The sequence below is a fragment of the Flavonifractor sp. HCP28S3_F3 genome (assembly GCF_052065355.1).
Taxonomy (GTDB): domain Bacteria; phylum Bacillota; class Clostridia; order Oscillospirales; family Oscillospiraceae; genus Flavonifractor.
In genome coordinates this window covers 45,376-68,014 of record NZ_JBQHUF010000005.1, presented here as the reverse complement: position 1 = coordinate 68,014, position 22,639 = coordinate 45,376, and the positions used below count along the sequence as shown (strand labels likewise).

20 protein-coding genes and 1 tRNA gene are annotated in these 22,639 nt (G+C 59.7%); 19 read left to right on the top strand and 2 right to left on the bottom strand.

What is annotated here, in order from left to right:
* Positions 1 to 24 precede the first annotated feature (24 nt).
* From ACTNB1_RS06550 to ACTNB1_RS06520, 7 genes are all read left to right on the top strand, one after another.
* Positions 25 to 1,329, top strand: coding sequence for a substrate-binding domain-containing protein (locus tag ACTNB1_RS06550; protein ID WP_441168453.1), 1,305 nt, complete (start codon positions 25 to 27; stop codon positions 1,327 to 1,329).
* A 189-nt stretch (positions 1,330 to 1,518) separates the two neighbouring features.
* Complete coding sequence (locus tag ACTNB1_RS06545; protein ID WP_441168452.1) at positions 1,519 to 3,027, top strand: sugar ABC transporter ATP-binding protein; 1,509 nt, start codon at positions 1,519 to 1,521, stop codon at positions 3,025 to 3,027.
* A gap of 15 nt (positions 3,028 to 3,042) precedes the next feature.
* Positions 3,043 to 4,698: an ABC transporter permease subunit gene (locus ACTNB1_RS06540; RefSeq protein ID WP_441168451.1), complete on the top strand. Its 1,656-nt coding sequence runs from the start codon at positions 3,043 to 3,045 to the stop codon at positions 4,696 to 4,698.
* 155 nt (positions 4,699 to 4,853) lie between these two features.
* Positions 4,854 to 6,140 (top strand): galactokinase, encoded by a 1,287-nt coding sequence (locus ACTNB1_RS06535; protein WP_441168589.1) that lies wholly within the window; start codon positions 4,854 to 4,856, stop codon positions 6,138 to 6,140.
* A gap of 39 nt (positions 6,141 to 6,179) precedes the next feature.
* The gene (gene galE, locus ACTNB1_RS06530) at positions 6,180 to 7,172 is read left to right on the top strand and encodes a UDP-glucose 4-epimerase GalE (RefSeq protein WP_441168450.1); all 993 of its coding nucleotides are present in this window, start codon (positions 6,180 to 6,182) and stop codon (positions 7,170 to 7,172) included.
* A gap of 2 nt (positions 7,173 to 7,174) precedes the next feature.
* Positions 7,175 to 8,674: a UDP-glucose--hexose-1-phosphate uridylyltransferase gene (gene galT / locus ACTNB1_RS06525; protein ID WP_441168449.1), complete on the top strand. Its 1,500-nt coding sequence runs from the start codon at positions 7,175 to 7,177 to the stop codon at positions 8,672 to 8,674.
* Between the two features lie 3 nt (positions 8,675 to 8,677).
* Positions 8,678 to 9,715, top strand: a complete 1,038-nt coding sequence (locus tag ACTNB1_RS06520; RefSeq protein ID WP_441168448.1) for an aldose epimerase family protein — start codon at positions 8,678 to 8,680, stop codon at positions 9,713 to 9,715.
* A 50-nt stretch (positions 9,716 to 9,765) separates the two neighbouring features.
* Here the strand turns inward: ACTNB1_RS06520 and ACTNB1_RS06515 are convergent, their stop codons facing one another.
* Both ACTNB1_RS06515 and ACTNB1_RS06510 read right to left on the bottom strand, forming a co-directional pair.
* The gene (locus tag ACTNB1_RS06515; protein ID WP_441168447.1) at positions 9,766 to 10,158 is read right to left on the bottom strand and encodes a DUF5655 domain-containing protein; all 393 of its coding nucleotides are present in this window, start codon (positions 10,156 to 10,158) and stop codon (positions 9,766 to 9,768) included.
* Between the two features lie 68 nt (positions 10,159 to 10,226).
* Positions 10,227 to 10,313, bottom strand: a tRNA-Leu gene (locus ACTNB1_RS06510).
* 147 nt (positions 10,314 to 10,460) lie between these two features.
* Here ACTNB1_RS06510 and ACTNB1_RS06505 point away from each other — a divergent pair.
* The 12 genes from ACTNB1_RS06505 (at position 10,461) to cysS (ending at position 22,628) form a co-directional block, all read left to right on the top strand.
* Positions 10,461 to 11,867, top strand: a complete 1,407-nt coding sequence (locus ACTNB1_RS06505; protein WP_441168446.1) for a hypothetical protein — start codon at positions 10,461 to 10,463, stop codon at positions 11,865 to 11,867.
* 22 nt (positions 11,868 to 11,889) lie between these two features.
* Positions 11,890 to 12,576 (top strand): response regulator transcription factor, encoded by a 687-nt coding sequence (locus ACTNB1_RS06500; protein WP_130868673.1) that lies wholly within the window; start codon positions 11,890 to 11,892, stop codon positions 12,574 to 12,576.
* A 46-nt stretch (positions 12,577 to 12,622) separates the two neighbouring features.
* Positions 12,623 to 14,041, top strand: a complete 1,419-nt coding sequence (locus tag ACTNB1_RS06495; protein WP_441168445.1) for a sensor histidine kinase — start codon at positions 12,623 to 12,625, stop codon at positions 14,039 to 14,041.
* A 110-nt stretch (positions 14,042 to 14,151) separates the two neighbouring features.
* The gene (locus ACTNB1_RS06490; RefSeq protein ID WP_441168444.1) at positions 14,152 to 15,132 is read left to right on the top strand and encodes a DUF1385 domain-containing protein; all 981 of its coding nucleotides are present in this window, start codon (positions 14,152 to 14,154) and stop codon (positions 15,130 to 15,132) included.
* A gap of 48 nt (positions 15,133 to 15,180) precedes the next feature.
* Positions 15,181 to 16,044, top strand: a complete 864-nt coding sequence (prmC, locus tag ACTNB1_RS06485) for a peptide chain release factor N(5)-glutamine methyltransferase (protein ID WP_441168443.1) — start codon at positions 15,181 to 15,183, stop codon at positions 16,042 to 16,044.
* A 25-nt stretch (positions 16,045 to 16,069) separates the two neighbouring features.
* On the top strand, positions 16,070 to 17,182 hold the full coding sequence (recA, locus tag ACTNB1_RS06480) for a recombinase RecA (protein WP_441168442.1): 1,113 nt from the start codon (positions 16,070 to 16,072) through the stop codon (positions 17,180 to 17,182).
* Positions 17,169 to 17,819: a regulatory protein RecX gene (locus ACTNB1_RS06475; protein WP_441168441.1), complete on the top strand. Its 651-nt coding sequence runs from the start codon at positions 17,169 to 17,171 to the stop codon at positions 17,817 to 17,819. Before recA ends, ACTNB1_RS06475 begins: the two co-directional genes overlap by 14 nt.
* The gene (locus ACTNB1_RS06470) at positions 17,819 to 18,394 is read left to right on the top strand and encodes a nitroreductase family protein (protein WP_441168440.1); all 576 of its coding nucleotides are present in this window, start codon (positions 17,819 to 17,821) and stop codon (positions 18,392 to 18,394) included. Before ACTNB1_RS06475 ends, ACTNB1_RS06470 begins: the two co-directional genes overlap by 1 nt.
* Positions 18,395 to 18,406: 12 nt before the next feature.
* Positions 18,407 to 19,726 (top strand): 30S ribosomal protein S12 methylthiotransferase RimO, encoded by a 1,320-nt coding sequence (gene rimO / locus ACTNB1_RS06465; protein WP_441168439.1) that lies wholly within the window; start codon positions 18,407 to 18,409, stop codon positions 19,724 to 19,726.
* 6 nt (positions 19,727 to 19,732) lie between these two features.
* Entirely contained in the window at positions 19,733 to 20,260 is a 528-nt protein-coding gene (pgsA, locus tag ACTNB1_RS06460; RefSeq protein WP_441168438.1) for a CDP-diacylglycerol--glycerol-3-phosphate 3-phosphatidyltransferase, read from the top strand.
* A gap of 288 nt (positions 20,261 to 20,548) precedes the next feature.
* Positions 20,549 to 21,199 carry a serine O-acetyltransferase EpsC gene (gene epsC / locus ACTNB1_RS06455; RefSeq protein ID WP_441168437.1) on the top strand — a complete coding sequence of 217 codons (651 nt, stop codon included), beginning with the start codon at positions 20,549 to 20,551 and terminating at the stop codon, positions 21,197 to 21,199.
* Positions 21,200 to 21,215: 16 nt separating this feature from the next.
* The gene (gene cysS, locus ACTNB1_RS06450; RefSeq protein ID WP_441168436.1) at positions 21,216 to 22,628 is read left to right on the top strand and encodes a cysteine--tRNA ligase; all 1,413 of its coding nucleotides are present in this window, start codon (positions 21,216 to 21,218) and stop codon (positions 22,626 to 22,628) included.
* Positions 22,629 to 22,639 lie beyond the last annotated feature (11 nt).

Here is a 22,639-nt window from a genome sequence, read left to right as displayed (position 1 = left end):
ATCTAAGGAAAAAGGAGAACCGCTATGAAGAAGAAGGCACTTGCATTAGCTCTGTCCGCCGCGATGGTGTTCGGGCTGGCCGCATGCTCCAGCGGCACCCAGGGCACTCAGGAGAGCACTGACCCCAACGCTCAGCAGAGCGCTGCTGCCGGCAATGAGACCACTGAGGTTGCCAACAAGGATAAGCCCCTGGTGTGGTTCAACCGTCAGCCCTCCAACAGCACCACTGGTGAGCTGGACATGAACGCCCTGTCCTTCAACGATGACACCTACTATGTAGGCTTCGACGCCAACCAGGGCGCCGAGCTGCAGGGCACCATGATCCTGGACTACATCACCGCTCACATTGATGAGATCGACCGCAACGGCGACGGCGTCATCGGCTACGTTCTGGCCATCGGCGACATCGGCCACAACGACTCCATCGCCCGTACCCGCGGCGTCCGCGCTGCTCTGAACACCGCCGTTGAGAAGGACGGCGCCATCGACAGCACTCCCGTGGGCACCAACCTGGACGGCAAGTCCACCTACGTGCAGGACGGCACCCTGGAGATCAACGGCAAGACCTACACCGTCCGTGAGCTGGCCTCTCAGGAGATGAAGAACTCCGCCGGCGCCACCTGGGACGCTGCCACCGCCGGCAACGCCATCGGCACCTGGGCTTCCTCCTTCGGTGATCAGATCGACATCGTGGCCTCCAACAACGACGGCATGGGCATGGCCATGTTCAACGCCTGGTCTCAGGCCAACGGCGTTCCCACCTTCGGCTATGACGCCAACTCCGACGCTGTTGCTGCTATCGCCAACGGCTACGGCGGCACCATCAGCCAGCACGCCGACGTGCAGGCTTACCTGACCCTGCGTGTGCTGCGCAACGCTCTGGACGGCGTGGACATCGACACCGGCATCGGCACCGAGGACGAGGCTGGCAACGTGCTGGGCGACGACGTGTTCTACTATGATGCCGAGACTCGTTCCTACTACGCTCTGAACGTGGCTGTCACCGCTGAGAACTACGAGGAGTTCCTGGACTCCACCGTTCCCTACGCTCCTGTTTCCAACCAGCTGGACGCTGCTGAGCATCCCACCAAGAACGTGTGGCTGAACATCTACAACGCCGCTGATAACTTCCTGAGCGCTACTTATCAGCCCCTGCTGCAGAAGTACGACGATCTGCTGAACCTGAATGTTGAGTACATCGGCGGCGACGGCCAGACCGAGTCCAACATCACCAACCGCCTGGGCAACCCCAGCGCCTATGACGCTTTCGCCATCAACATGGTGAAGACCGACAACGCCGCTTCCTACACCGGCATCCTGAGCCAGTAATGGAGCGAGGCCTCTGTGAGGCCTGCTGAGAAATAACGGTATGCTATTAGGGAGAAGGAATTCTCCGTTGAGGAGGAGGAATTCTCTGATCGGGAGAAGGAATTCTCCCTAATAGCATTTATAATGAAAAATCCGGCAGAATCAGATTTTCGCTGAAACTGCTAATATGCATTAACGGGAGTAACGAGAATGGCAGACGCGAAAAATGATATTGTCCTGTCAATCCGCGGCATGAGCAAGTCCTTTGGCCGGAACCGGGTGCTGGACCACATCAATCTGGATGTGAAGCGGGGCACGGTCATGGGGCTGATGGGCGAAAATGGTGCCGGTAAGTCGACGATGATGAAGTGCCTGTTCGGCACTTACCAGAAGGACGAGGGGAAGATCTACTTAAACGGCAAGGAGATCAGCTTTTCCGGGCCCAAGGATGCCCTGGAAAACGGAATCGCCATGGTGCACCAGGAGCTGAACCAGTGCCTGGAGCGCAACGTGATCGACAACCTGTTCCTGGGTCGCTTTCCCACCAATTCCGTGGGCGTTGTTGACGAAGGCAGGATGAAGAAGAAAGCTTCGGAACTGTTCCGCAAGCTGGGCATGACGGTGAACCTGACCCAGCCCATGCGGAATATGTCCGTTTCCCAACGGCAGATGTGTGAGATCGCCAAAGCGATTTCCTACAATTCTCAGGTAATCGTTCTGGACGAGCCCACTTCCTCTCTGACGGTGCAGGAAGTGGATAAGCTCTTTGAAATGATGCGGATGCTGAAAGAGCAAGGCATCGCGCTCATTTACATCTCTCATAAGATGGACGAGATCTTTGAGATCTGCGACGAGATATCGGTGCTTCGGGACGGCAATCTGGTGATGACCAAGCCCTCCAAGGAGACCAACATGAACGAGCTGATCACCGCCATGGTTGGCCGTTCTCTGGAGAGTCGGTTCCCTCCGGTAGACAATACCCCCGGGGAGCCTATTCTGTCTGTTCAGCACCTTTCCACCAAATATGCGCCTCACCTGCAGGACATTACCTTCGACGTAAAAGAGGGTGAGATCTTCGGCCTGTACGGCCTGGTGGGCGCCGGCCGTACCGAATTGCTGGAGACGATCTTCGGCGTACGTACCAGAGCGGCGGGCCGTGTCTATTTCAAAAACCGATTGATGAACTTCTCCAACGCCAAGGAAGCCATCGAGCACGGTTTTGCCATGATCACCGAGGAGCGCAAGGCCAACGGCCTGTTCCTCAAGTGTGACCTGACCTTTAATACCACCATCGCCAATCTGGGACAGTACAAGGCTGGTCCGGCCCTTTCCACGCCCAAGATGGTAAAGGCCACCAACAAGGAGATCAAGATCATGCACACCAAGTGCATGGGCCCAGACGATATGATCACCAGCCTTTCCGGTGGCAACCAGCAGAAGGTCATCTTCGGCAAGTGGCTGGAGCGTGAGCCTCAGGTCTTCATGATGGACGAACCCACCCGCGGCATCGACGTGGGCGCCAAGTATGAGATCTATGAGCTGATCATTCAGATGGCAAAGCAGGGTAAGACGATCATCGTCGTCTCCTCCGAGATGCCTGAGATTCTGGGTATCACCAACCGCATCGGCGTCATGTCCAACGGACATCTCTCCGGCATCGTGAACACCAAAGAGACCAATCAGGAAGAGCTTTTGCGGCTTAGCGCAAAATACCTGTAGTAGGAGAAAACGCTTATGGTAGCAGATAATACGAAAATTCTTACGGCTGAGCAGGAAGCGAAGCTTCTCCAGCCCATCGATGAATATGTCGGTGCCATCCAGGCCAAGATCAATGCGCTGCGGATGGACGGTACCGACAAGGTCATCGAGATCCAGAGCGCCATTGACGGCCTGAAGCGGGACCGCATTTACACCCAGCAGGAGAAAGAGGCCCGGATTGTTGAACTCAGAAAAGAGCTGGAAAAGGCCAAGGCGGTGGAGTCCAAGAACAAGGACGAGGTTGCCAAGCTGATTTCCGACGCTGAGAGCTATCTGAAGGCACACTACGACACCGACTATTATCAGGCGGTGGCGGCCAGCTGCAGGGAAGAGAAGGTCCTTGCCGAGCAGAACTACCGCGCGTCGGTGGAGCAGCTCACCAAGGAGCATCAGGAGACGGTGTCCAAGCTGAGCGATCAGCATGAGATCAAGGACGAGAAGTACGTCCACAAGAACCGTCTGTTTGACGCCAAGATGAAGCGGGCCAAGGATCTGCAGGACGTGAAGGACCGGCGTCACGCCGCATTTGATCACAAGTACCACCTCATCGACCTGCTGCGGATGTCCAAGTTCACCTTCGGTGAGTCTATGGCCCAGAAGTGGGAGAACTACAAGTACACCTTCAACCGCCGGGACTTCCTGCTGAAGAACGGCCTGTACATCGCCATCATCATCATCTTCATCGCCCTTTGTATCATCACCCCCGTCGTGAAGGGCATGCCGCTGCTGACGGTGAACAACGTGCTGAACATCCTGCAGCAGGCTTCCCCCAGAATGTTCCTGGCTCTGGGCGTGGCAGGCTTGATCCTGCTGGCCGGTACCGACCTGTCCATCGGACGTATGGTGGGCATGGGCATGACGGCGGCCACCATTATCATGCACCAGGGTATCAATACCGGCTCCGTGTTCGGCCATGTCTTTGACTTTACTGGCGTGCCGGTCATCGGACGGGTATTCCTGGCTTTGGTGGTGTGCATCGTGCTGTGCACCATCTTCACCACCATCGCCGGCTTCTTCACCGCCAAGTTCAAGATGCATCCCTTCATCTCCACCATGGCCAACATGCTGGTGATCTTCGGTCTGGTGACCTACTCCACCAAGGGCGTCTCCTTCGGTGCTATCGACTCTACCATTCCCAACATGATTATCCCCCGGATCAACAATTTCCCCACCATCATCCTGTGGGCTGTGGCGGCGGTAGTCGTTGTTTGGTTCATCTGGAACAAGACCACCTTTGGTAAGAACCTGTACGCCGTGGGCGGCAACCCCGAAGCGGCTTCCGTCTCCGGTATCTCCGTGTTCTGGGTCACTGTGGGCGCCTTCGTCATGGCCGGTGTCCTGTATGGCTTCGGCTCCTGGCTGGAGTGCCTGCGTATGTTCGGCTCCGGTTCCGCCGCTTATGGCCAGGGCTGGGAGATGGACGCCATCGCGGCCTGCGTGGTGGGCGGCATTTCCTTCACCGGCGGCATTGGTAAGATCTCCGGCGTGGTAGTGGGCGTGTTTATCTTCACCGCCCTGACCTACTCCCTGACCACTCTGGGTATCGACACCAATCTGCAGTTCGTGTTCTCCGGCATCATCATTCTGGTTGCCGTTATGCTGGACTGCCTGAAGTACGTGCAGAAGAAGTAAGCCTTACTTTTTTGAAGCGGGAAGCCGCTGCAAGGCAAATGCGGAAAACCCGCCTGCTTTGCAGCGGCTTTATTGACGAATAAAGGAAATCGGTGTATGCTTTGCATTGAAAATGGCATCCCGGCCCGCCGGGATGAGAAGGAGAGAGGATGACCATGCAAAAACTGGGCGCTGTGCGCCGCGCTTTGGCGGCCGGCGAGCTGGACGGGGCGATGACCCGCCTGCTGTATGGAGACCTGACCGACGCCCGGCGTCGGGTATCGGAATTGCTGGACGGCTTCCAGCATACGTTTGGAGCAGGAGAGGACACCCTGGTGGCCCTCTGTTCTGCGCCTGGCCGCACAGAGATCGGCGGCAACCATACCGACCACCAGCACGGCAGAGTGCTGGCCGGTGCGGTGGATCTGGACTTCCTGGCCTGTGCCGCTCCCAACGGCACCAATACCATCCGTTTCCAGTCCCAGGGCTGGCCTATGGTAGAGGTGGCGCTGAACACGCTGGAGCCCGTGGAAGGGGAGAAGGAGAGCACCGCCGCTTTGGTGCGGGGCATGGCGGCCCAGGCTGCCAAACGTGGCTATCCTGTTTCCGGTTTTGATGTGTTTGCTGCGTCTGAGGTGCTGCCCGGCTCCGGCCTGTCCTCCTCCGCGGCGTGCGAGGTGCTGCTGGGTGTTATCGAGAACCATCTCTTCTGCTCCGACGAGCTGGACCCGGTGACCATTGCCCAGATGGGCCAGCAGGCGGAGAACGTGTTCTTCGGCAAGCCCAGCGGCCTGATGGACCAGACCGCCTCCTCCGTAGGCGGCGCGGTGGCCATCGACTTTGCCGATCCTGCCGCCCCTGTGGTGCGGTCGGTGGCGGTGGACCTGGACAGCCTGGGTTACGCCCTGTGCATCATCGACTCGGGTGCCAGCCATGCCGACCTGACCGATGAATATGCTGCTGTGCCCAAGGAGATGGGTGCGGTAGCCGCCTATTTCGGCAAGAGCGTGCTGCGGGAGGTGGCGGAGGCCGATGTGCTGAAGGATCTGCCCCGGCTGCGGCAGGCGGTGGGTGACCGGGCGGTGCTCCGGGCGCTCCACTTCTACGCCGACGACAAGCGGGTGGAGCAGCAGGCTGATGCCCTGGCTCAGGGTGATTTTGACGCCTTCCTGGCTCTGGTGAATCAGTCCGGCCGCTCTTCCTGGGAGCTGCTTCAGGATATCACTCCCGCCGGCGCGGTGAAGGAGCAGGCCATGGCGGTGGCTCTGGCCATTGCAGAGCGGAGCCTGAAGGGCAGAGGCGCCTGCCGGGTCCACGGCGGCGGCTTTGCCGGCACCATCCAGGCTTTTGTTCCTCTGGATCAGCTGGAGGAGTTCCGGACCCAGGTGGAGAGCGCCCTGGGCGAGGGCAGCTGCCACGTGCTGCGTATCCGGCCGGTGGGCGGTACTGTCCTCTGGTCCTGAATGATTTGATTGCTGTGCTGTGAAAGGAGCGTATCTGAAATGGCGATTTTGGTATTGGGCGGAGCTGGCTATATCGGCTCCCATACGGTATATGAACTGATCGACGCCGGCCGCGAGGTCGTAGTGGCCGACAATCTGCAGACCGGCTTCAGGGCTGCGGTCCACCCCAAGGCCAAGTTCTATCAGCTGGACATCCGGGACCGTGGGGCTCTGGACACCCTGTTCCAGGCGGAAAAGATCGACGGCGTGATCCATTTTGCCGCCTCCTCCCAGGTGGGAGAGTCCATGTCCGATCCTCTGAAGTACTATGATAACAACCTCTACGGCACCATGGTGCTCCTCCAGTCCATGGTGGCCCACGGCGTAGACAAGATCGTCTTCTCCTCCACCGCCGCCACCTACGGCGAGCCGGAGCAGGTGCCCATTCTGGAGGATGACAAGACCATCCCCACCAACTGCTACGGCCAGACCAAGCTGGCGATGGAGCACATGATGGGCTGGGTGTCCCGCGCCCACGGCCTGAAATATGTGGCTCTGCGGTACTTCAATGCCTGCGGCGCCCACATCTCCGGAAAAATCGGTGAGGCCCACGATCCTGAGACCCACCTGATCCCCATCATCCTCCAGGTGCCCAACGGCCAGCGCGAGGCGGTGAGTGTGTTCGGCGACGACTATCCCACCAAGGACGGCACCTGCATCCGGGACTACATCCACGTTACCGATCTGGCCCAGGCTCACATCCTGGCTCTGGACTACCTGATGAACGGCGGGGAGAACAACGTGTTCAACCTGGGCAACGGCGTAGGCTTTACGGTGCAGGAGGTCATCGACGTGGCCCGCTCCGTTACCGGCCATCCCATCCCCGCGCAGATCGCCCCCCGGCGTGCCGGAGATCCCGCCCAGCTGATTGCCTCCTCCGAGAAGGCCATCAAGGTGCTGGGCTGGAAGCCCAAGTACAACGACCTGTCCACCATCGTAGCCACCGCCTGGGCCTGGCATAAAAACCACCCCCATGGCTTTGAGGAGGGCTGAGCATGGAGCGTGACCAGGCCATTGCCAAGCTGCTGTCCTATGCGCTGGATAAAGAGCTGATCCAGCCGTCAGAGGAGCTGTGGGCGGCCAACGTGCTGCTGGACGCCCTGGGTCTGGACGGCTGCTCCCTGCCCGATCCTCTGCCCGCTATGGGGGAGGGGGAGCTGCCCGTTGTGCTGGATGCTCTGCTGGATGATGCGGCGGAGCGAGGCGTGCTGGCGGAGAATACCATCACCTACCGGGATCTGCTGGATACCAAGCTGATGGGTGTCCTTACCCCCCGGCCTGCCCAGGTGATTGAGAAATTCCAGGCTCTGTATCGGGAGGATCCTAAAAAGGCCACTGACTGGTACTACAAATTCAGCCAGGACACCAACTACATCCGCCGGGACCGCATCGCCAAGGACGTGCAGTGGAAGGCGGAGACCGAGTACGGTGAGCTGGATATCACCATCAACCTGTCCAAGCCGGAGAAGGACCCCAAGGCTATCGCGGCGGCCCGCAACCTGCCCGCCTCCGCCTATCCCCGGTGCCAGCTGTGCGCCGAGAACGAGGGCTATGCCGGCCGGGTGAATCACCCCGCTCGTCAGAACCACCGTATCGTTCCCATCACCATCAACGGCTCTCCCTGGTTTTTGCAGTACTCTCCCTATGTGTACTATAACGAGCACTGCATCTGCCTGAACAAGGTCCATACCCCCATGAAGATCGACCGGGCCTGCTTCGGCAAGCTGCTGGACTTCGTGGGCCAGTTCCCCCACTACTTCGTGGGCTCCAACGCCGACCTGCCCATCGTGGGCGGCTCCATCCTGGCCCACGACCACTTCCAGGGCGGCCGGTACACCTTCGCCATGGAGAAGGCTCCCGTGGAGACCGAATTCACTTTCCCCGGCTATGAGGACGTGCGTTCCGGCATCGTCAAGTGGCCCATGTCCGTGGTGCGCCTGACCTGTGCCGATCCTGCCCGGCTGGTGGAGCTGGCCGACAAGATCCTGCTGTCCTGGCGGGGCTACACCGACGAGAGCGCCATGATCCTGGCCGAGACCGACGGGGAGCCCCACAACACCATCACCCCCATTGCCCGGCGGCGGGGGAGCGACTACGAGCTGGACCTGGTGCTGCGCAACAACCTGACTACCCCGGAGCATCCTCTGGGGCTGTATCATCCCCACGCCGAGCTCCATCATATCAAGAAGGAGAACATCGGCCTGATCGAGGTCATGGGTCTGGCGGTGCTGCCCGCCCGGCTGAAAACCGAGCTGGCTGCTGTAGCGGACAAGCTTGTAAAGGGGGAGGACCTGCGTGCCGACCCGCTGACAGAGTCTCACGCCGACTGGGCTGAGGGCTTCAAGGACAAGTACACCATCACCGGGGACAACGCCCTGGATATCGTGTATAAGGAGACCGGCCTAGTCTTTGCCAAGGTGCTGGAGCATGCCGGTGTGTATGCCCGTACCCCGGAGGGCAAGGAGTCCTTCCTCCGCTTCTTAAGGCAGGTGTAAGCCATGGCGGAACTGATGTGGCAGCCCTTTGGACTGACTGCCGACCGGCAGGAGGTGGAGCTCTGGACCCTTAGGGCCGGCCGGTACGCCGCCCAGGTGCTGACCTATGGCGGCATCCTCCGCTCCTTTACCGTTCCCGCCGGCGAGGGAGAACGGGACATCGTGCTGGGATGCGAAACTCTGGCTGAGTATGAGGCTCAGGACAAGTACCTGGGCGCCCTGGTAGGCCGGGTGGCCAACCGGATTGGCGGAGCCTCCTTTGACTTGAACGGAAAGACTTACCCTCTGGCGGCCAACAACGGCCCCAATTGCCTCCATGGAGGGATCCACGGCTTTAATCAGGCGGTGTGGCAGGCCCAGGAGGAGAACGGAGCCCTGGTGCTCAGCCACGTCAGTCCCGATGGGGAGGAGGGCTTTCCCGGCAGACTGCGGGTGCGGGTGACCTACACCCTTACCGCCGACGGGGTGCTTACCCTGGATTACCGGGCGGAGAGTGACGCCGATACCCTCTGCAACCTTACCAACCACAGTTACTTCAACCTGATGGGCCATGCCTGCGGCTCCCTGGAGGGTCAGCGGATCCAGGTTTGGGCGGATGCCATCACCGAGACCGATGAAAACAGCACCCCCACCGGCGTGCTGATTCCGGTAGACGGCACGCCCTTTGACCTGCGGCAGCCGATGGAGTTTCTCCAGGGCCTGGCCATGGAGCACCCCCAGCTGACCCTGGGCAACGGGTACGACCACAACTTTGTCCTGAGCTGCCAGCCCCGCTCTCCCATGCGGCTGGCAGCCCGGGTCACCGGCGGCGGGCTGTGCCTGGAGTGCTGCACCACCCAGCCCGGTTTGCAGCTCTACACCGCAAACTATCTGGACGGCACGCCCGGGAAGGGCGGTGCCTCTTATGGCCCCCGGTCGGCTTTCTGCCTGGAGACCCAGGGGTGGCCGGATGCCGTGCATCACCCGGAGTTTCCCTCCGTGCTGCTGCGTGCCGGAGAGAGCTACCATCACACAACCGCTTATCGGGTGACATCGGTGTAATAAGCGTAGTAGAAAAGGCAGGCGCCTTCGGGCGCCTGCCTTTTTGCTTGTCATTTTTGTTCAGAGAAGAGCCAGGCATCCTTCAGCCAGCCCAACAGCTGGCTATCGACCTGCTCCGGACTGCTGACCACCACATGATGGGTCCAGCGGTTGGGATAGGGCTCCACAGCCACGGCAATGTGGGGATCTTCCACCCGCTCACCCAGCCCGAAGGTGACCAGGAGACAGTGCTCCGGCCAGTCCTTTTTTCGGCGGACCGGAAGGGAGGCGGCGGCAAACAGGTGGCGTCCGTAGAAACTGATCTGGCTTTTCTGCACCTTCACCCGTGCTTCGGGAAAGGCGGCGTCCATGGCCTGATACAGAGTGTCGTAAAGGGTGAACTCCAGGGAATGATCGCCGAAGTAGGTCCCCAGATCGGACAGATAATAGGGAGACGTATCCATATTACCAACACCTTTCCCCGCAGATAGGATGAAAAAAGCCCGCCGCAGGCAGATGGCCTGCGGCGGACTGGTGCCGGTAGTCGGACTCGAACCGACACGATGTCGCCATCAACGGATTTTGAGTCCGTCACGTCTACCAATTCCATCATACCGGCATGTGGTACGAAGGGTATTATACATGAGTTGCCGCGTGTTGGCAAGTGGTCTTTCCAGAGAAATTCAGAAAAATACCGTATCATTTGTTTTCGAGATGTGATATGATATCGTTGACATACCAAATGGGGTCCCACGGAGGGTTTTGTATGATAAAACGATTCAGGCTGCTTCTGGCGGCGGGGCTGCTGCTCCTGCTGACCGGCTGCTTTTCCCAATCGGTGGACGAGCTGTATGCACCGCCTAAGGCGCCGGATGACTATTTAAAGCTGGACGAAAAGATCAATGAGATGCTCAATGCCGGCGGAGAATACGCCGCGCCTCTGACCGGAGAGCTGACCCAGAAGGTGCAGCTTCAGGATCTGGACGGGGACGGTGTGCAGGAGGCTATCGCCTTTTTCCGGGTCAGCTCGGACGAGCGCCAGCTGAAGATCTGCATCTATCGTCAGTCTGCTGAGGACTATGAGCTGGCGGCAATGATCGAGGGCGCCGGTACCGCCATCTATGTGGTGGGGTATCAGGACCTGGACGGCGTGCCGGGGAAGGAGATCATCGTAGGGTGGCAGCAGAGCGATAAGCTGTACTCGCTGGCGGCCTACTCCATCCACAATGACCAGGTTCTGGAGCTGATGCGGACGGAATATACCGACTTCCAGGTATGCGATCTAGATATGGACGGCGTCAATGAAATTGTGGTCATCCATACAGGTACAGCGGAAAGCGGGACCCGGGCAGAGCTGTATGATTACCGGGATGGCATGATGGAGCTGGACTCCTCCGCGCCGCTGTCCCGAAATATCACCGGCCTTTCGGAGAACGGTGTGCGGACCGGCCAGCTTCAGGGCGGCGTGCCGGCGGTATTTGTGGATTCCATCTACTCTGCTAACGGCAGCTACACGACTGGCGACAGCCTGTCCTCTTTTAACAGCACGACGTACAGTGATGATGGACACATCACCGATATTTTTGCCTGGAAAAACGGAAAATTGCAGAATATTACGCTGAATACCAGCACGGGTGAGAGCGATGGGACCATCCGCTGGTATACAGCGGTCTCCGCGAAGGATATCAATCATGATGGGATTTTGGAGCTGCCCGATCCCTATGCCCTGACCGACCCCAGCAGCCTGAGCATCGCGGTCAATTTCTGGGCCATCCGCTGGCTCCAGTACGATATCAACGGAAATGCCGAGCTGGTATTTACCACCTATTACAATGACCGGGACAAGTGGTACTTCATCCTGCCGGAGAGCTGGGAAGGTAAGATCACCGTTTCCCGGAACGATGTAGCCGGAGGCGAACGGGCGGTGATCTTCTCCTACTGGGAGGGAGAGAACTCTGAGCCGGTGCCCTTCCTGGTCATCTATGCCCTCAGCGGCGATAACCGGTTCATGCGTGCCAATATGGCGGGGCGGTTCCGGCTGCTGCCTGACGATACCGACAGCGATACGATTTATGCCGCCCGGCTGCTCCAGTGCGACTGGGACTGCGGCCTGGACGAGGAGGGCGTGAAGGCGAACTTTGCTCTGATCACCAACGAGTGGTCTTACGACTAATAGAAAGCGGGAGGAAGCGGACATGAAAAAGGTGCTCGTGCTGGAGGATGAGGCCAACATCCGCAGCTTTGTGGTCATCAATCTGAAGCGTGCCGGCTACGAAGCCATTGAGGCTGAGACCGGTGAGGAGGCGCTGGCCCAGCTCAAGCGCAATCCGGACATCAAGGTGGCGCTGCTGGATATCATGCTGCCCGATATGGACGGCTTTGAGGTCTGCCGCCGGATTCGGGCGGGGGACAATAAGATCGGTATCATCATGCTCACCGCCCGCACCCAGGAGATGGACAAGGTCACCGGCCTGATGACCGGAGCGGACGACTATGTGACCAAGCCCTTCTCTCCGGCGGAGCTGACCGCCCGGATCGACGCCCTGTACCGCCGTACCGGCGGCGGGGACCCGGTGGATTCCGGCGAGATCAGTCAGCCGCCCTTCCTGCTCAATACCCGCAACCGGACGCTGGAGAAGAACGGACAGCGGGTCAAGCTGACCCAGGTGGAGTACTCCATCATCAAGCTGTTTATGGACAATCCGGGTAAGGCGCTGTCCCGGGAAGAGATCCTGGACTCTGTGTGGGGCCGGGACTACTTCGGTGAGCTGAAGATCGTGGACGTGAATATCCGGCGTCTGCGGATCAAGATCGAGGATGATCCCACCAATCCCACGTTTATCACGACTGTCTGGGGCTACGGGTACAAGTGGGGCTTCTGATTTGACCAAAAATGCGCAAAAAACCCAGGTGGTGAGAGGATAACATATGAAGAAGATCAAAGGCATCCGCGGGATCCGCAAGCGTTGGATGGTGAACTCCATCAGTGTGGTGCTGTTTATCGTCCTGCTGGCGGTGTCGGCCTTTTCCGCCGCCATGGGGAGCTACTATTATTCCACCCTCAGCGAATCACTGACCCAGAAGGCGGAAAACGCGGTGCAGAGCTTCAGCTACTTTCTGTCGGAGGACAGCTATTATGAATACGCCCGTTCTCTGGTGGCGGGGGACCAGTCGGGAGATAAGCTGGAGGTGGAGTTTCTGGACGCCAGCGGCCAGATCCGCTTTTCCAGCTCTGATCTGACCGCCTTCCGTGCACCCAATACGCCGGACATCGCCGAGGCGCTGAGCCAGGGCAAGACCAAGTGCTGGTCCGGCTCCGACCCCAGCACCGGGGAGCACATCATGGCGGCCTCCAGCCCGCTGATCATGAATGGGGAAGTGGTAGGCGCCATGCGCTACGTCACTTCTCTGCGCATCGTGGATAGGCAGATCATTCTCATCGTGGCCATGTCCTTGGGCATTGGGCTGGGGATCCTGGCTATGGTGTACTTTTCCAACCTGTACTTTGTCCGCTCCATTGTGGAGCCGGTAGCCAGCATTACGGAGACCGCCAAGCACATTGCCGCCGGATCCTACGGTGTGCAGATCGAGAAGCGGTTTGATGACGAAATCGGTGATCTCACCGATGCCATCAACGATATGTCGCTGAAAATCAGCCAGAGCGAGAAGATGAAGAACGAGTTCATCTCCTCCGTCTCCCATGAGCTGCGCACCCCTCTTACTGCCATTAACGGCTGGGCAGAGACCATTATGAACGGGGAAGTGCGGGACAGCGGCGATGTAAAAAAGGGCATGGGCATTATTGTGTCCGAAGCCCGGCGTTTGACCAACATGGTGGAAGAGCTGCTGGAATTCTCCCGCATCCAGGACGGCCGGTTTACACTGTCCGTGGAGCCTATGGATATCAAGGCGGAACTGGAGGACGCGGTATACACCTACCGGGAGTTCTTCCGCCGGGAGGGGATCGAACTCAACCACTTCGACTGTGAGGAGGAGTTCCCCCTCATTTCCGGCGATCCGGAGCGGCTGCGGCAGGTGTTCTGCAACGTGCTGGACAATGCCGCCAAGCACGGCGGCTCCGGCAAGCGGATCGACACCGCCATCCGGGGGGAGGGCGACCAGGTGGTCATTACCATCCGGGACTATGGTCCCGGTATCCCCGAGGACGAGTTGCCCCACGTCAAATATAAATTCTATAAGGGTTCCTCCAAGGCCAGAGGCTCCGGCATCGGTCTGGCGGTGTGCGACGAGATCATCGGCCGCCATGAGGGTACCCTGGAGATCGGCAACGCGGAGGGCGGCGGCTGTATCGTCACTATCCGTCTGCCCATCCGTTCTCAGACATAAATAGAACATAAGTTCTAAAAACCAAACCCGCGCCCCTTGCAATCAGGGCGCGGGTTTGGTACAATATACAGGATATATCAGATTCCAACAGCAAGGAGAACAAAAACTGCATGTCGAACGAGACGAAACAAGCCTGCCAGACCCCCTATAAGACCATGATCGGCGGCCAGGCACTCATCGAGGGCATCATGATGCTGGGCCCGGAGAAGAAGGCCGTGGTAGTCCGCAAGCCTGACGGGGAGCTGGAGGAGCAGGTAGAGGAGCGGGTGCTGATCAAGGACAAGCACCCGCTGCTGGGCGTGCCCTTTATCCGGGGCGTGTTCAATTTCTGTTCCTCCATGGCCAACGGGGTGAAGGCACTGATGTACTCCGCATCTTTTATGCCGGAGGACGAGGAGGAGCCGGAGGAGCCCTCCAAATTTGAGCGTTGGCTGGACGAACACTTGGGCAGCGAGAAGGCGGCCTCCGCCCTGGTCACCTTCGCGGTGGTACTGGGTATCCTCTTTTCCGTGGCGCTGTTCATTCTGCTGCCTACGGCCCTGGTGGGGCTGTTTGGACGGGCGGTGCCTCTGGCCATGTGGGTGCGCAACCTGCTGGAGGGCGTGGTGCGCATTGTGATTTTTGTGGGGTATCTGATCTTCTGTTCCCACACCAAGGACATCCACCGGGTGTTCCAGTACCACGGCGCGGAGCACAAGACCATTTTCTGCTATGAGCACGGCCTGCCCCTGACGGTGGAGAATGTGCGTAAACAACCCCGGCATCATCCCCGCTGCGGCACCAGCTTCCTGTTCGTGGTCATCGTAGTGAGCATCCTGCTTTCCAGTGTGGTGTTTACTTACGTATCCGTGACCAATACCTTTGCCCGGATGGGACTGCATCTGCTGCTGCTGCCGCTGATCGTCAGCCTGACCTACGAATTCAACCGCCTGGTGGGTCGGTACGACAACTGGTTTACCCGCCTGATGACGGCTCCCGGCCTGTGGCTCCAGAACTGGACCACCTTTGAGCCGGACGACAGCATGATCGAAGTAGGCATCCGTGCCTTTACACTGGTGCTTCCTCAGGAGGAAGGGAAGGATCAGTGGTAACCCCGCGTGTGTGAGAGAAAGAGAGATTGAAAACAGGAGTGTGGTTTCATGGCGACCACCTACAACAACCTCTACCTGGATACCAGGCAGCGCCTGCGCCAGGCCGGGGTGGAGGGGGCGCAGCTGGAGGCCAGGGAGCTGGTCTGCTGTGCCGCCGGCAAGAGCCGGGAGCAGTTCTACCGGGATATGGCCCTCTATGCCTCCGATCAGGTGGAGGAGAAGCTGAGGGAGCTGGTAGCACGCCGCCTGGCCGGAGAGCCGGTGGCCTACATCATCGGGGAGTGGGAGTTCTACGGCCTGTCCCTGGAAGTGTCATCTGATGTGCTGATCCCCCGCATGGATACGGAGGTGCTGGCTGAGCGGGCCATCCTGCTGGCCCGTGCCGCCGGTGAAGGAGCCCGGGTACTGGACCTGTGCGCCGGCAGCGGCTGCGTGGGCCTGGCAGCGGCCTCCAATGTGCCCGAGTGCCGGGTGGTGCTGGCCGACGTCAGCGAGGCGGCTTTGAAGCTGTGCAAGCAGAATATCCGCCGGTGCGATTTGAACGCCCGGGTGACCTGTGTCCATGCCGACGCTCTGGAGCCGCCTGCCGCCGCTCTGTGGGACTTTGACGTGATCGCCTGCAATCCGCCGTATATCCCCACCGGGGATATAGCCGGACTGGACGTCAGCGTGCGGGACTATGAGCCTCGCTCCGCTCTGGACGGGGGTGCCGACGGACTGGACTTTTACCGTGCCATCGCGGAGCGGTGGGGGAAGGCCCTCCGTCTGGGAGGCTCCCTGGTGTTCGAGGTGGGGATCGGCCAGGCCCCCGATGTGGAACAGATTCTGGCCATGAATGGATTTGAACAGATCCAGACCACCCAGGACACCCAGGGAATCTGGCGGGTGGTAGAGGGCGTCATGAATCACTGACGCCGTTTGAGAGGAGATATACAATATGGCAGATAAAAAGAAATCTGTGGTGGAGAGCGCCGCTCCCGCCTCTGATAAGAAAAAAGCGCTGGAGACCGCCATGGCCCAGATCGAGAAGACCTATGGCAAGGGCTCCATCATGCGCCTGGGCGACAACGCCGATATCGTAGTGGAGGCCATCCCCACCGGCTCTCTGTCTCTGGACCTGGCCCTGGGTATCGGCGGCGTCCCCAAGGGACGTATTATTGAGATCTATGGCCCTGAGTCCTCCGGTAAGACCACCCTGGCTCTCCACATTGTGGCGGAAGCCCAGAAACGGGGCGGCGAGGTGGCCTTCATCGACGCCGAGCATGCCCTGGATCCCTACTATGCACGGGCTCTGGGCGTGGACATCGACTCCATGCTGATCTCTCAGCCCGATACCGGCGAGCAGGGCCTGGAGATCTGTGAGGCGCTGGTCCGCTCCGGTGCCATCGACGTGGTGGTGGTGGACTCGGTAGCGGCGCTGACTCCCCGGGCGGAGATCGAGGGCGACATGGGCGATTCCCATGTGGGTCTGCTGGCCCGCCTCATGAGCCAGGCCCTGCGCAAGCTGGCCGGCTCCATCGCCAAGACCAACTGCGTGGTCATCTTCATCAACCAGCTGCGTGAGAAGGTGGGCGTCATGTACGGCAACCCGGAGGTGACCACCGGCGGCCGTGCCCTGAAGTTCTACGCCTCCGTTCGGATTGACGTGCGGCGTATCGAGTCTCTGAAGAACGGTTCGGAGATCATCGGCAACCGCACCCGGGCCAAGGTGGTGAAGAACAAGGTATCTCCTCCCTTCAAGGAGGCCGAGTTCGATATCATGTACGGCGAAGGCATTTCCAAGGTGGGCGAGATCCTGGATCTGGCCACTAAGCTGGATCTGGTGCAGAAGTCCGGCTCTTGGTTTGCCATGGGTGACACCCGCCTGGGTCAGGGCCGGGATGCTGCCAAGCAGTATCTGAAGGACAACCCGGAGGTGTGCGACAAGCTGGAGGCAGATATCCGCAAGAACTCCTACAAGCTGATGAGCAGCCAGGCCCGTGCCGCCGCCCGCGCCGCCGGCCGCGCGGTGGATATTTCCGCCGAGGACTTCGCGGATGCGGATCAGTAAGCTGGTCCCGTCCCAGCATGTGACAGGCCGGTGGCTTTGTCACATGGAGGACGGTTCCATCCTGCGCATCAGTGAAAATGAAGTGGTGGCCTTCGGCCTGTGCTCTGATCTTGAATTGACGGAAGTGCAGCTGGAGGCGATCAAGAAGGCTGCCGAAGCCGCCGCGGTGCGGGAGAAGGCCATAGACCTCCTCTCCGCCCGGCCCCTTTCCAGGAAGGAACTGGTGGACAAGCTCACTGCCAGACCCCGGAACAAGGAGAAGGAGCCCCTGGCCGACCGGGAGACCGCCGAAGCGGCGGCCGACCGGCTGGAGGAGTTGGGCTATCTCAATGACCAGGCCTATGCTCATACGGTGGCGGAGCATTACGCCGCCAAGGGCTGCGGCCCCAGCCGTATCCGGGAGGAACTCTACCGCCGGGGAGTACCCCGGGACTATTGGGACGAGGCTCTGGAGGGGCTGGAGGCCCCAGACGAAGCCATCGACGCCTTTTTACAGAAGAAACTCCGGGGGGCGGATCTCACCGATCCCAAAAGCTATAAACGCGCCGCCGACGCTCTGGCTCGCCGGGGCTTTCGGTGGGAGGATATCAAAGACGGCCTGCGCCGGTACGGCGGGGCCATGGAGGAGGATTATTGATGGACACCCGCGAAGTACTGCTGACCCGCCGCAGCATCCGCCGCTACAAGAGCGATCCCATCCCCGAATCCGACCTGCGTGAGATCCTGGAGGCCGGGCTGTATGCCCCTTCCGCCATCAACCTGCAGCACTGGTATTTTGTGGCGGTCCAGAACCCGGACACCATGGAAGAGGTGCGGCAGATCATGGGCGGTGTGGTGGAGAAATTCACCCCCGTGCTGAAACAGCGCTTTGCCCGCAATCCCGAGCAGATCGGGATCACCAACAAATTCCTCGCCACCCTGGGGGGCGCACCGGTGTGCGTGCTGGTGTTCATGCTCAAGCCGGACTACCCCGACCGGGACGGCGCCATGCAGTCCGTTTCCGCCGCCATTGAGAATGTGCTGCTGGCGGCCTGGGACAAGGGAATTGGTTCCTGCTGGCTGTCCGCGCCTCAGCGGATGGGGTTCGGACCTGTTTTCCAGGAGCGGTTTGCGCCGGGAAAGGGCGAGTTTGTGGCGGCCATCACACTGGGCTATCCGGATCAGGAGGGCAAGCTGCCTCCCCGCCGGGACGGACGCTATACCATCGTGTAAGGAGAAAGTTACTTGAAGGTTGCATTTATTTCGCTTGGCTGTGCCAAGAATCTGGTGAATACCGAGCAGATGATGGCTCTGGTAAAGGCTGCCGGTCACACCGTCACCGGCGACCCTGAGGGCGCTGACGTAGCAGTGCTCAATACCTGCGGTTTTATTGACTCTGCCAAGAGCGAGGCCATTCAGAACATCCTGGAGCTGGCTGAGCTGAAGGACCAGGGGAAGCTGGGTAAGCTGCTGGTGACAGGCTGCCTGTCTCAGCGCTACCAGGACGAGCTGACAAAGGAGATGCCCGAGGTTGACGGCGTCATGGGTACCGGCAGTTATACTGATATCGTCTCCGCCGTGGAGGAGGTAGCCGCCGGCGGCCATCCCCGCCGGTTTGGGGATATCAGCCACACCTACGAGGACGGGGAGCGGATGGTGACCACACCGCCCTATACCGCCTATCTGAAGATCGCTGAGGGCTGTGACAACCGCTGTGCCTTCTGCATCATTCCCTACCTCCGGGGCCGCTACCGCAGCCGCACCATGGAGTCTCTGATCGAGGAGGCCCGGGGCCTGGCGGAGAATGGCGTGCAGGAGCTTATCGTCATCGCCCAGGACATCACCCGCTACGGCATCGATCTCTACAAGAAGCCCATGCTGGCTGAGCTGCTGAAAGAGCTGTGCAAGCTGCCCTTCCACTGGATCCGGCTGCACTATCTCTATCCCGACCTGCTCAGCGACGAGCTCATTGACGTTATTGCCCATGAGCATAAGATCGTCAAATATATCGACATCCCCCTCCAGCATATCAACGACCGGATCCTGAAGGCTATGAACCGCCGCTCTACCGGCGGTGAGATCCGGGCCCTGCTGGCCAAGCTCCGGGATCGCATTCCCGGTGTGGTGCTGCGCACCTCCCTGATCTGCGGCTTGCCCGGCGAGGGTGAGGCGGAGTTTGAGGAGCTGTGCGAGTTCCTGCGGGAAGCCAAGCTGGAGCGGCCTGGCATCTTCCAGTTTTCACCCGAGGAGGGAACACCTGCCGCCGTTATGCCCGATCAGGTGCCCGGAGAGGTGGCCCAGCGCCGTGTAGAGCTGCTGGTGGAGCTGCAGAGCCGGGTGATGGACGAGTGGAACGAGGCACGGCTGGGGGAGACCCTGGAGGTTCTCTGTGAAGGCTTTGACCCTGACATGGGTTGCTATGCCGGGCGTTCTTATGCGGACTCCACGGATATTGACAACCATATTTACTTTACGGCTGCGGGCGTGATCCCCGCGGGCACATTTGTTAACGTGCGGATCACCGGTACCCAGGACGGCGACCTGACCGGAGAGATTGAGGAGTGACATACCATGAATACCGCCAATAAGCTAACCATGCTGCGGGTCATTTTGATTCCCGTGTTTCTGGTGGTGCTTTATCTGGACGTTCCTTTCCACATGCTTTACGCGCTGATCATCTTCATCCTGGCCAGCGTCACCGATTTTGTGGACGGCTATATTGCTCGCCACTACAATATGGTCACCGACTTCGGAAAGTTTATGGACCCGCTGGCGGACAAGATGCTGGTAATGGCTGCGCTGGTGTGGTTTGTGGAGTCCGGCCGGTTCCCGGCCTGGGCGCTGCTCATCGTCATTGTGCGGGAGTTTGCGGTTACGGGCCTGCGCCTCATTGCCGTGGAGCGGGGCCGGGTGATCGCCGCGGCCTGGTCGGGGAAGGTAAAGACCGCCTCCACCATGGTGTGTATCTGCCTGATGCTGGTGATCGTCCACCCTGTGCTGGACGGAATCTGCATTTTCCTGATCATCGCCACCACCATCTATTCCGGCGTGGAGTACTTTATCAACAACAAGGACGTCATCGACTGGAGCAAGGTCTGAGTCCTTCTTGACACACCCCGGAGAAGATGATAATATACTAAGACAGTTGAATAGCGCGAAGAACGGAAAGAGTACCCAGCGAGTACCCGCCAGAGAGGGAACGTCACCGGCTGAGAGCGGTCCCAGGGGGTAACTGGAGAACGTGCGTCCGGGAGCGCGGGGGATGTGGAAGCCCTCCGGTTGGCACCGTTACCGGCCATCGAGTGAGAAATGAGAGTGGAACCGCGACCTGATCGCCTCTTATGCGTTTACGCATAAGAGGCGTTTTTGTTTCTGGGAGGTGTTTGTTTGACCCGTCTTGGCGAGACCCTTCGGGCCTACCAGGCCCGCGACCCGGCAGCCCGCAGCCGGCTGGAGATCTTTTTGCTGTATCCCGGCGTGCACGCCGTTATCTATCACCGGATCGCTCATTTTCTGTACTGTCACAAGTTGTTTTTTCTGGCCCGCCTGGTGAGCCAGTGGAGCCGCTGCTGGACGGGGATCGAGATCCACCCCGGCGCCAAGATCGGCCGACGGCTGGTGATCGACCACGGTATGGGCATCGTGATCGGCGAGACGGCGGAGATCGGGGATGACTGCCTGATTTATCACGGCGTCACCCTGGGCGGCACCGGCAAAGATCAGGGTAAGCGCCACCCCACACTGGGAAACAATGTGATGGTGTCGGCGGGAGCCAAGGTCTTGGGACCCTTTAAGGTGGGGGACAATTCCCGCATTGCGGCCAACGCCGTGGTGCTGCAGGAGATCCCGCCGGAGGCCACCGCCGTGGGCGTGCCCGCCCGTGTGGTGCGCATTGCGGGAGAAAAGGTGGACTACACCAGCCAGGTGGATCAGATCCATGTGACCGACCCGGTTCAGAAGGAATTGCAGGCCCTCAGCTCCCGGCTGGAATGGCTGGAAAAGCTGATGGACCAGAGTATGGAAGACCAAAATCAATAAAAGGAGTCAGATTAAGATGAAACTATACAATTCTGCCAGCCATAAGAAGGAAGAGTTTGTGCCCCACACCCCCGGCAAGGTATCCATGTACACCTGCGGCCCCACGGTGTATCACTTTGCCCATATCGGCAACCTGCGCAGCTATATCATGGAGGATGTGCTGGAGAAGTTCCTGCGCTATGACGGCTATGACGTGAACCGGGTGATGAACATCACCGACGTGGGCCACCTGGCCTCCGATGCCGACACCGGCGAGGATAAGATGGTGAAGGGCGCCAAGCGGGAGCACAAGAGCGTGCTGGAGATCGCTCAGTTCTACACCGACGCCTTCTTTGCTGACTGCAAGAAGCTGAACATCAAGTACCCCGACGTGGTGCAGCCCGCCACCGGCATGATTGACTCCTATATCAAGGTCATTACCAAGCTGATGGACACCGGCTACGCCTACTTTGCCGGCGGCAACGTGTATTTTGATACCTCCAAGCTGAAGCAGTACTATGTGTTCAACGACCACGACGAGGCCGACCTGGCGGTGGGCGTCCGGGAAGGCGTAGAGGAGGACCTGAACAAGCGCAACAAGAACGACTTTGTGCTGTGGTTCACCAAGTCCAAGTTTGAAGACCAGGCCCTGAAGTGGGATTCCCCCTGGGGTGTGGGCTATCCTGGCTGGCATATCGAGTGCTCCTGCATCTCCATGAAGTACAATGGGGAGTACCTGGATATCCACTGCGGCGGCATTGACAATGCCTTCCCCCACCACACCAACGAGATCGCTCAGTCTGAGGCATACCTGGGCCACCCCTGGTGCAAATATTGGATGCATGTCCATCACCTGAATACCACCAACGGCAAGATGAGCAAGTCCAAGGGCGAGTTCCTCACCGTCTCCCTGCTGGAGGAGAAGGGGTATGATCCTCTGGTCTACCGCTTCTTCTGCCTCCAGTCCCACTACCGCAAGAGCCTGATCTTCTCTTGGGAGAACCTGGACAACGCCAAAACCGCCTATGAAAAGCTGGTGAGCCGTATCGCCGCCCTGTCCGACGAGCCTGGGGCCGTGGACGAGGAAGCTGCCGCCAAGTACAAGGCTGCCTTCATCGAGGCGGTGGGCAATGACCTGAACACCTCTCTGGGTGTCACCGCCGTGTATGATGTGCTGAAGGCTGACGTGAACGACGCCACCAAGCGGGCCCTCATCGGCAGCTTTGACCAGGTGCTGGGGCTGGACCTGCTGGAGAAGGCCGCCGCGCTCCGGGAGAAGGCGTCCGCTCCCGTGGAGGGTGCTGAGGAGATCGAGGCTCTGATCGCCCAGCGCCTGGAGGCCAAGAAGGCTAAGGACTGGGCCAAGGCCGACGCCATCCGTGACCAGCTCAAGGCCATGGGCGTGGAGATCAAAGACAGCAAGGAAGGTACCACCTGGACTCGGGTGTGATACAGAAAAAA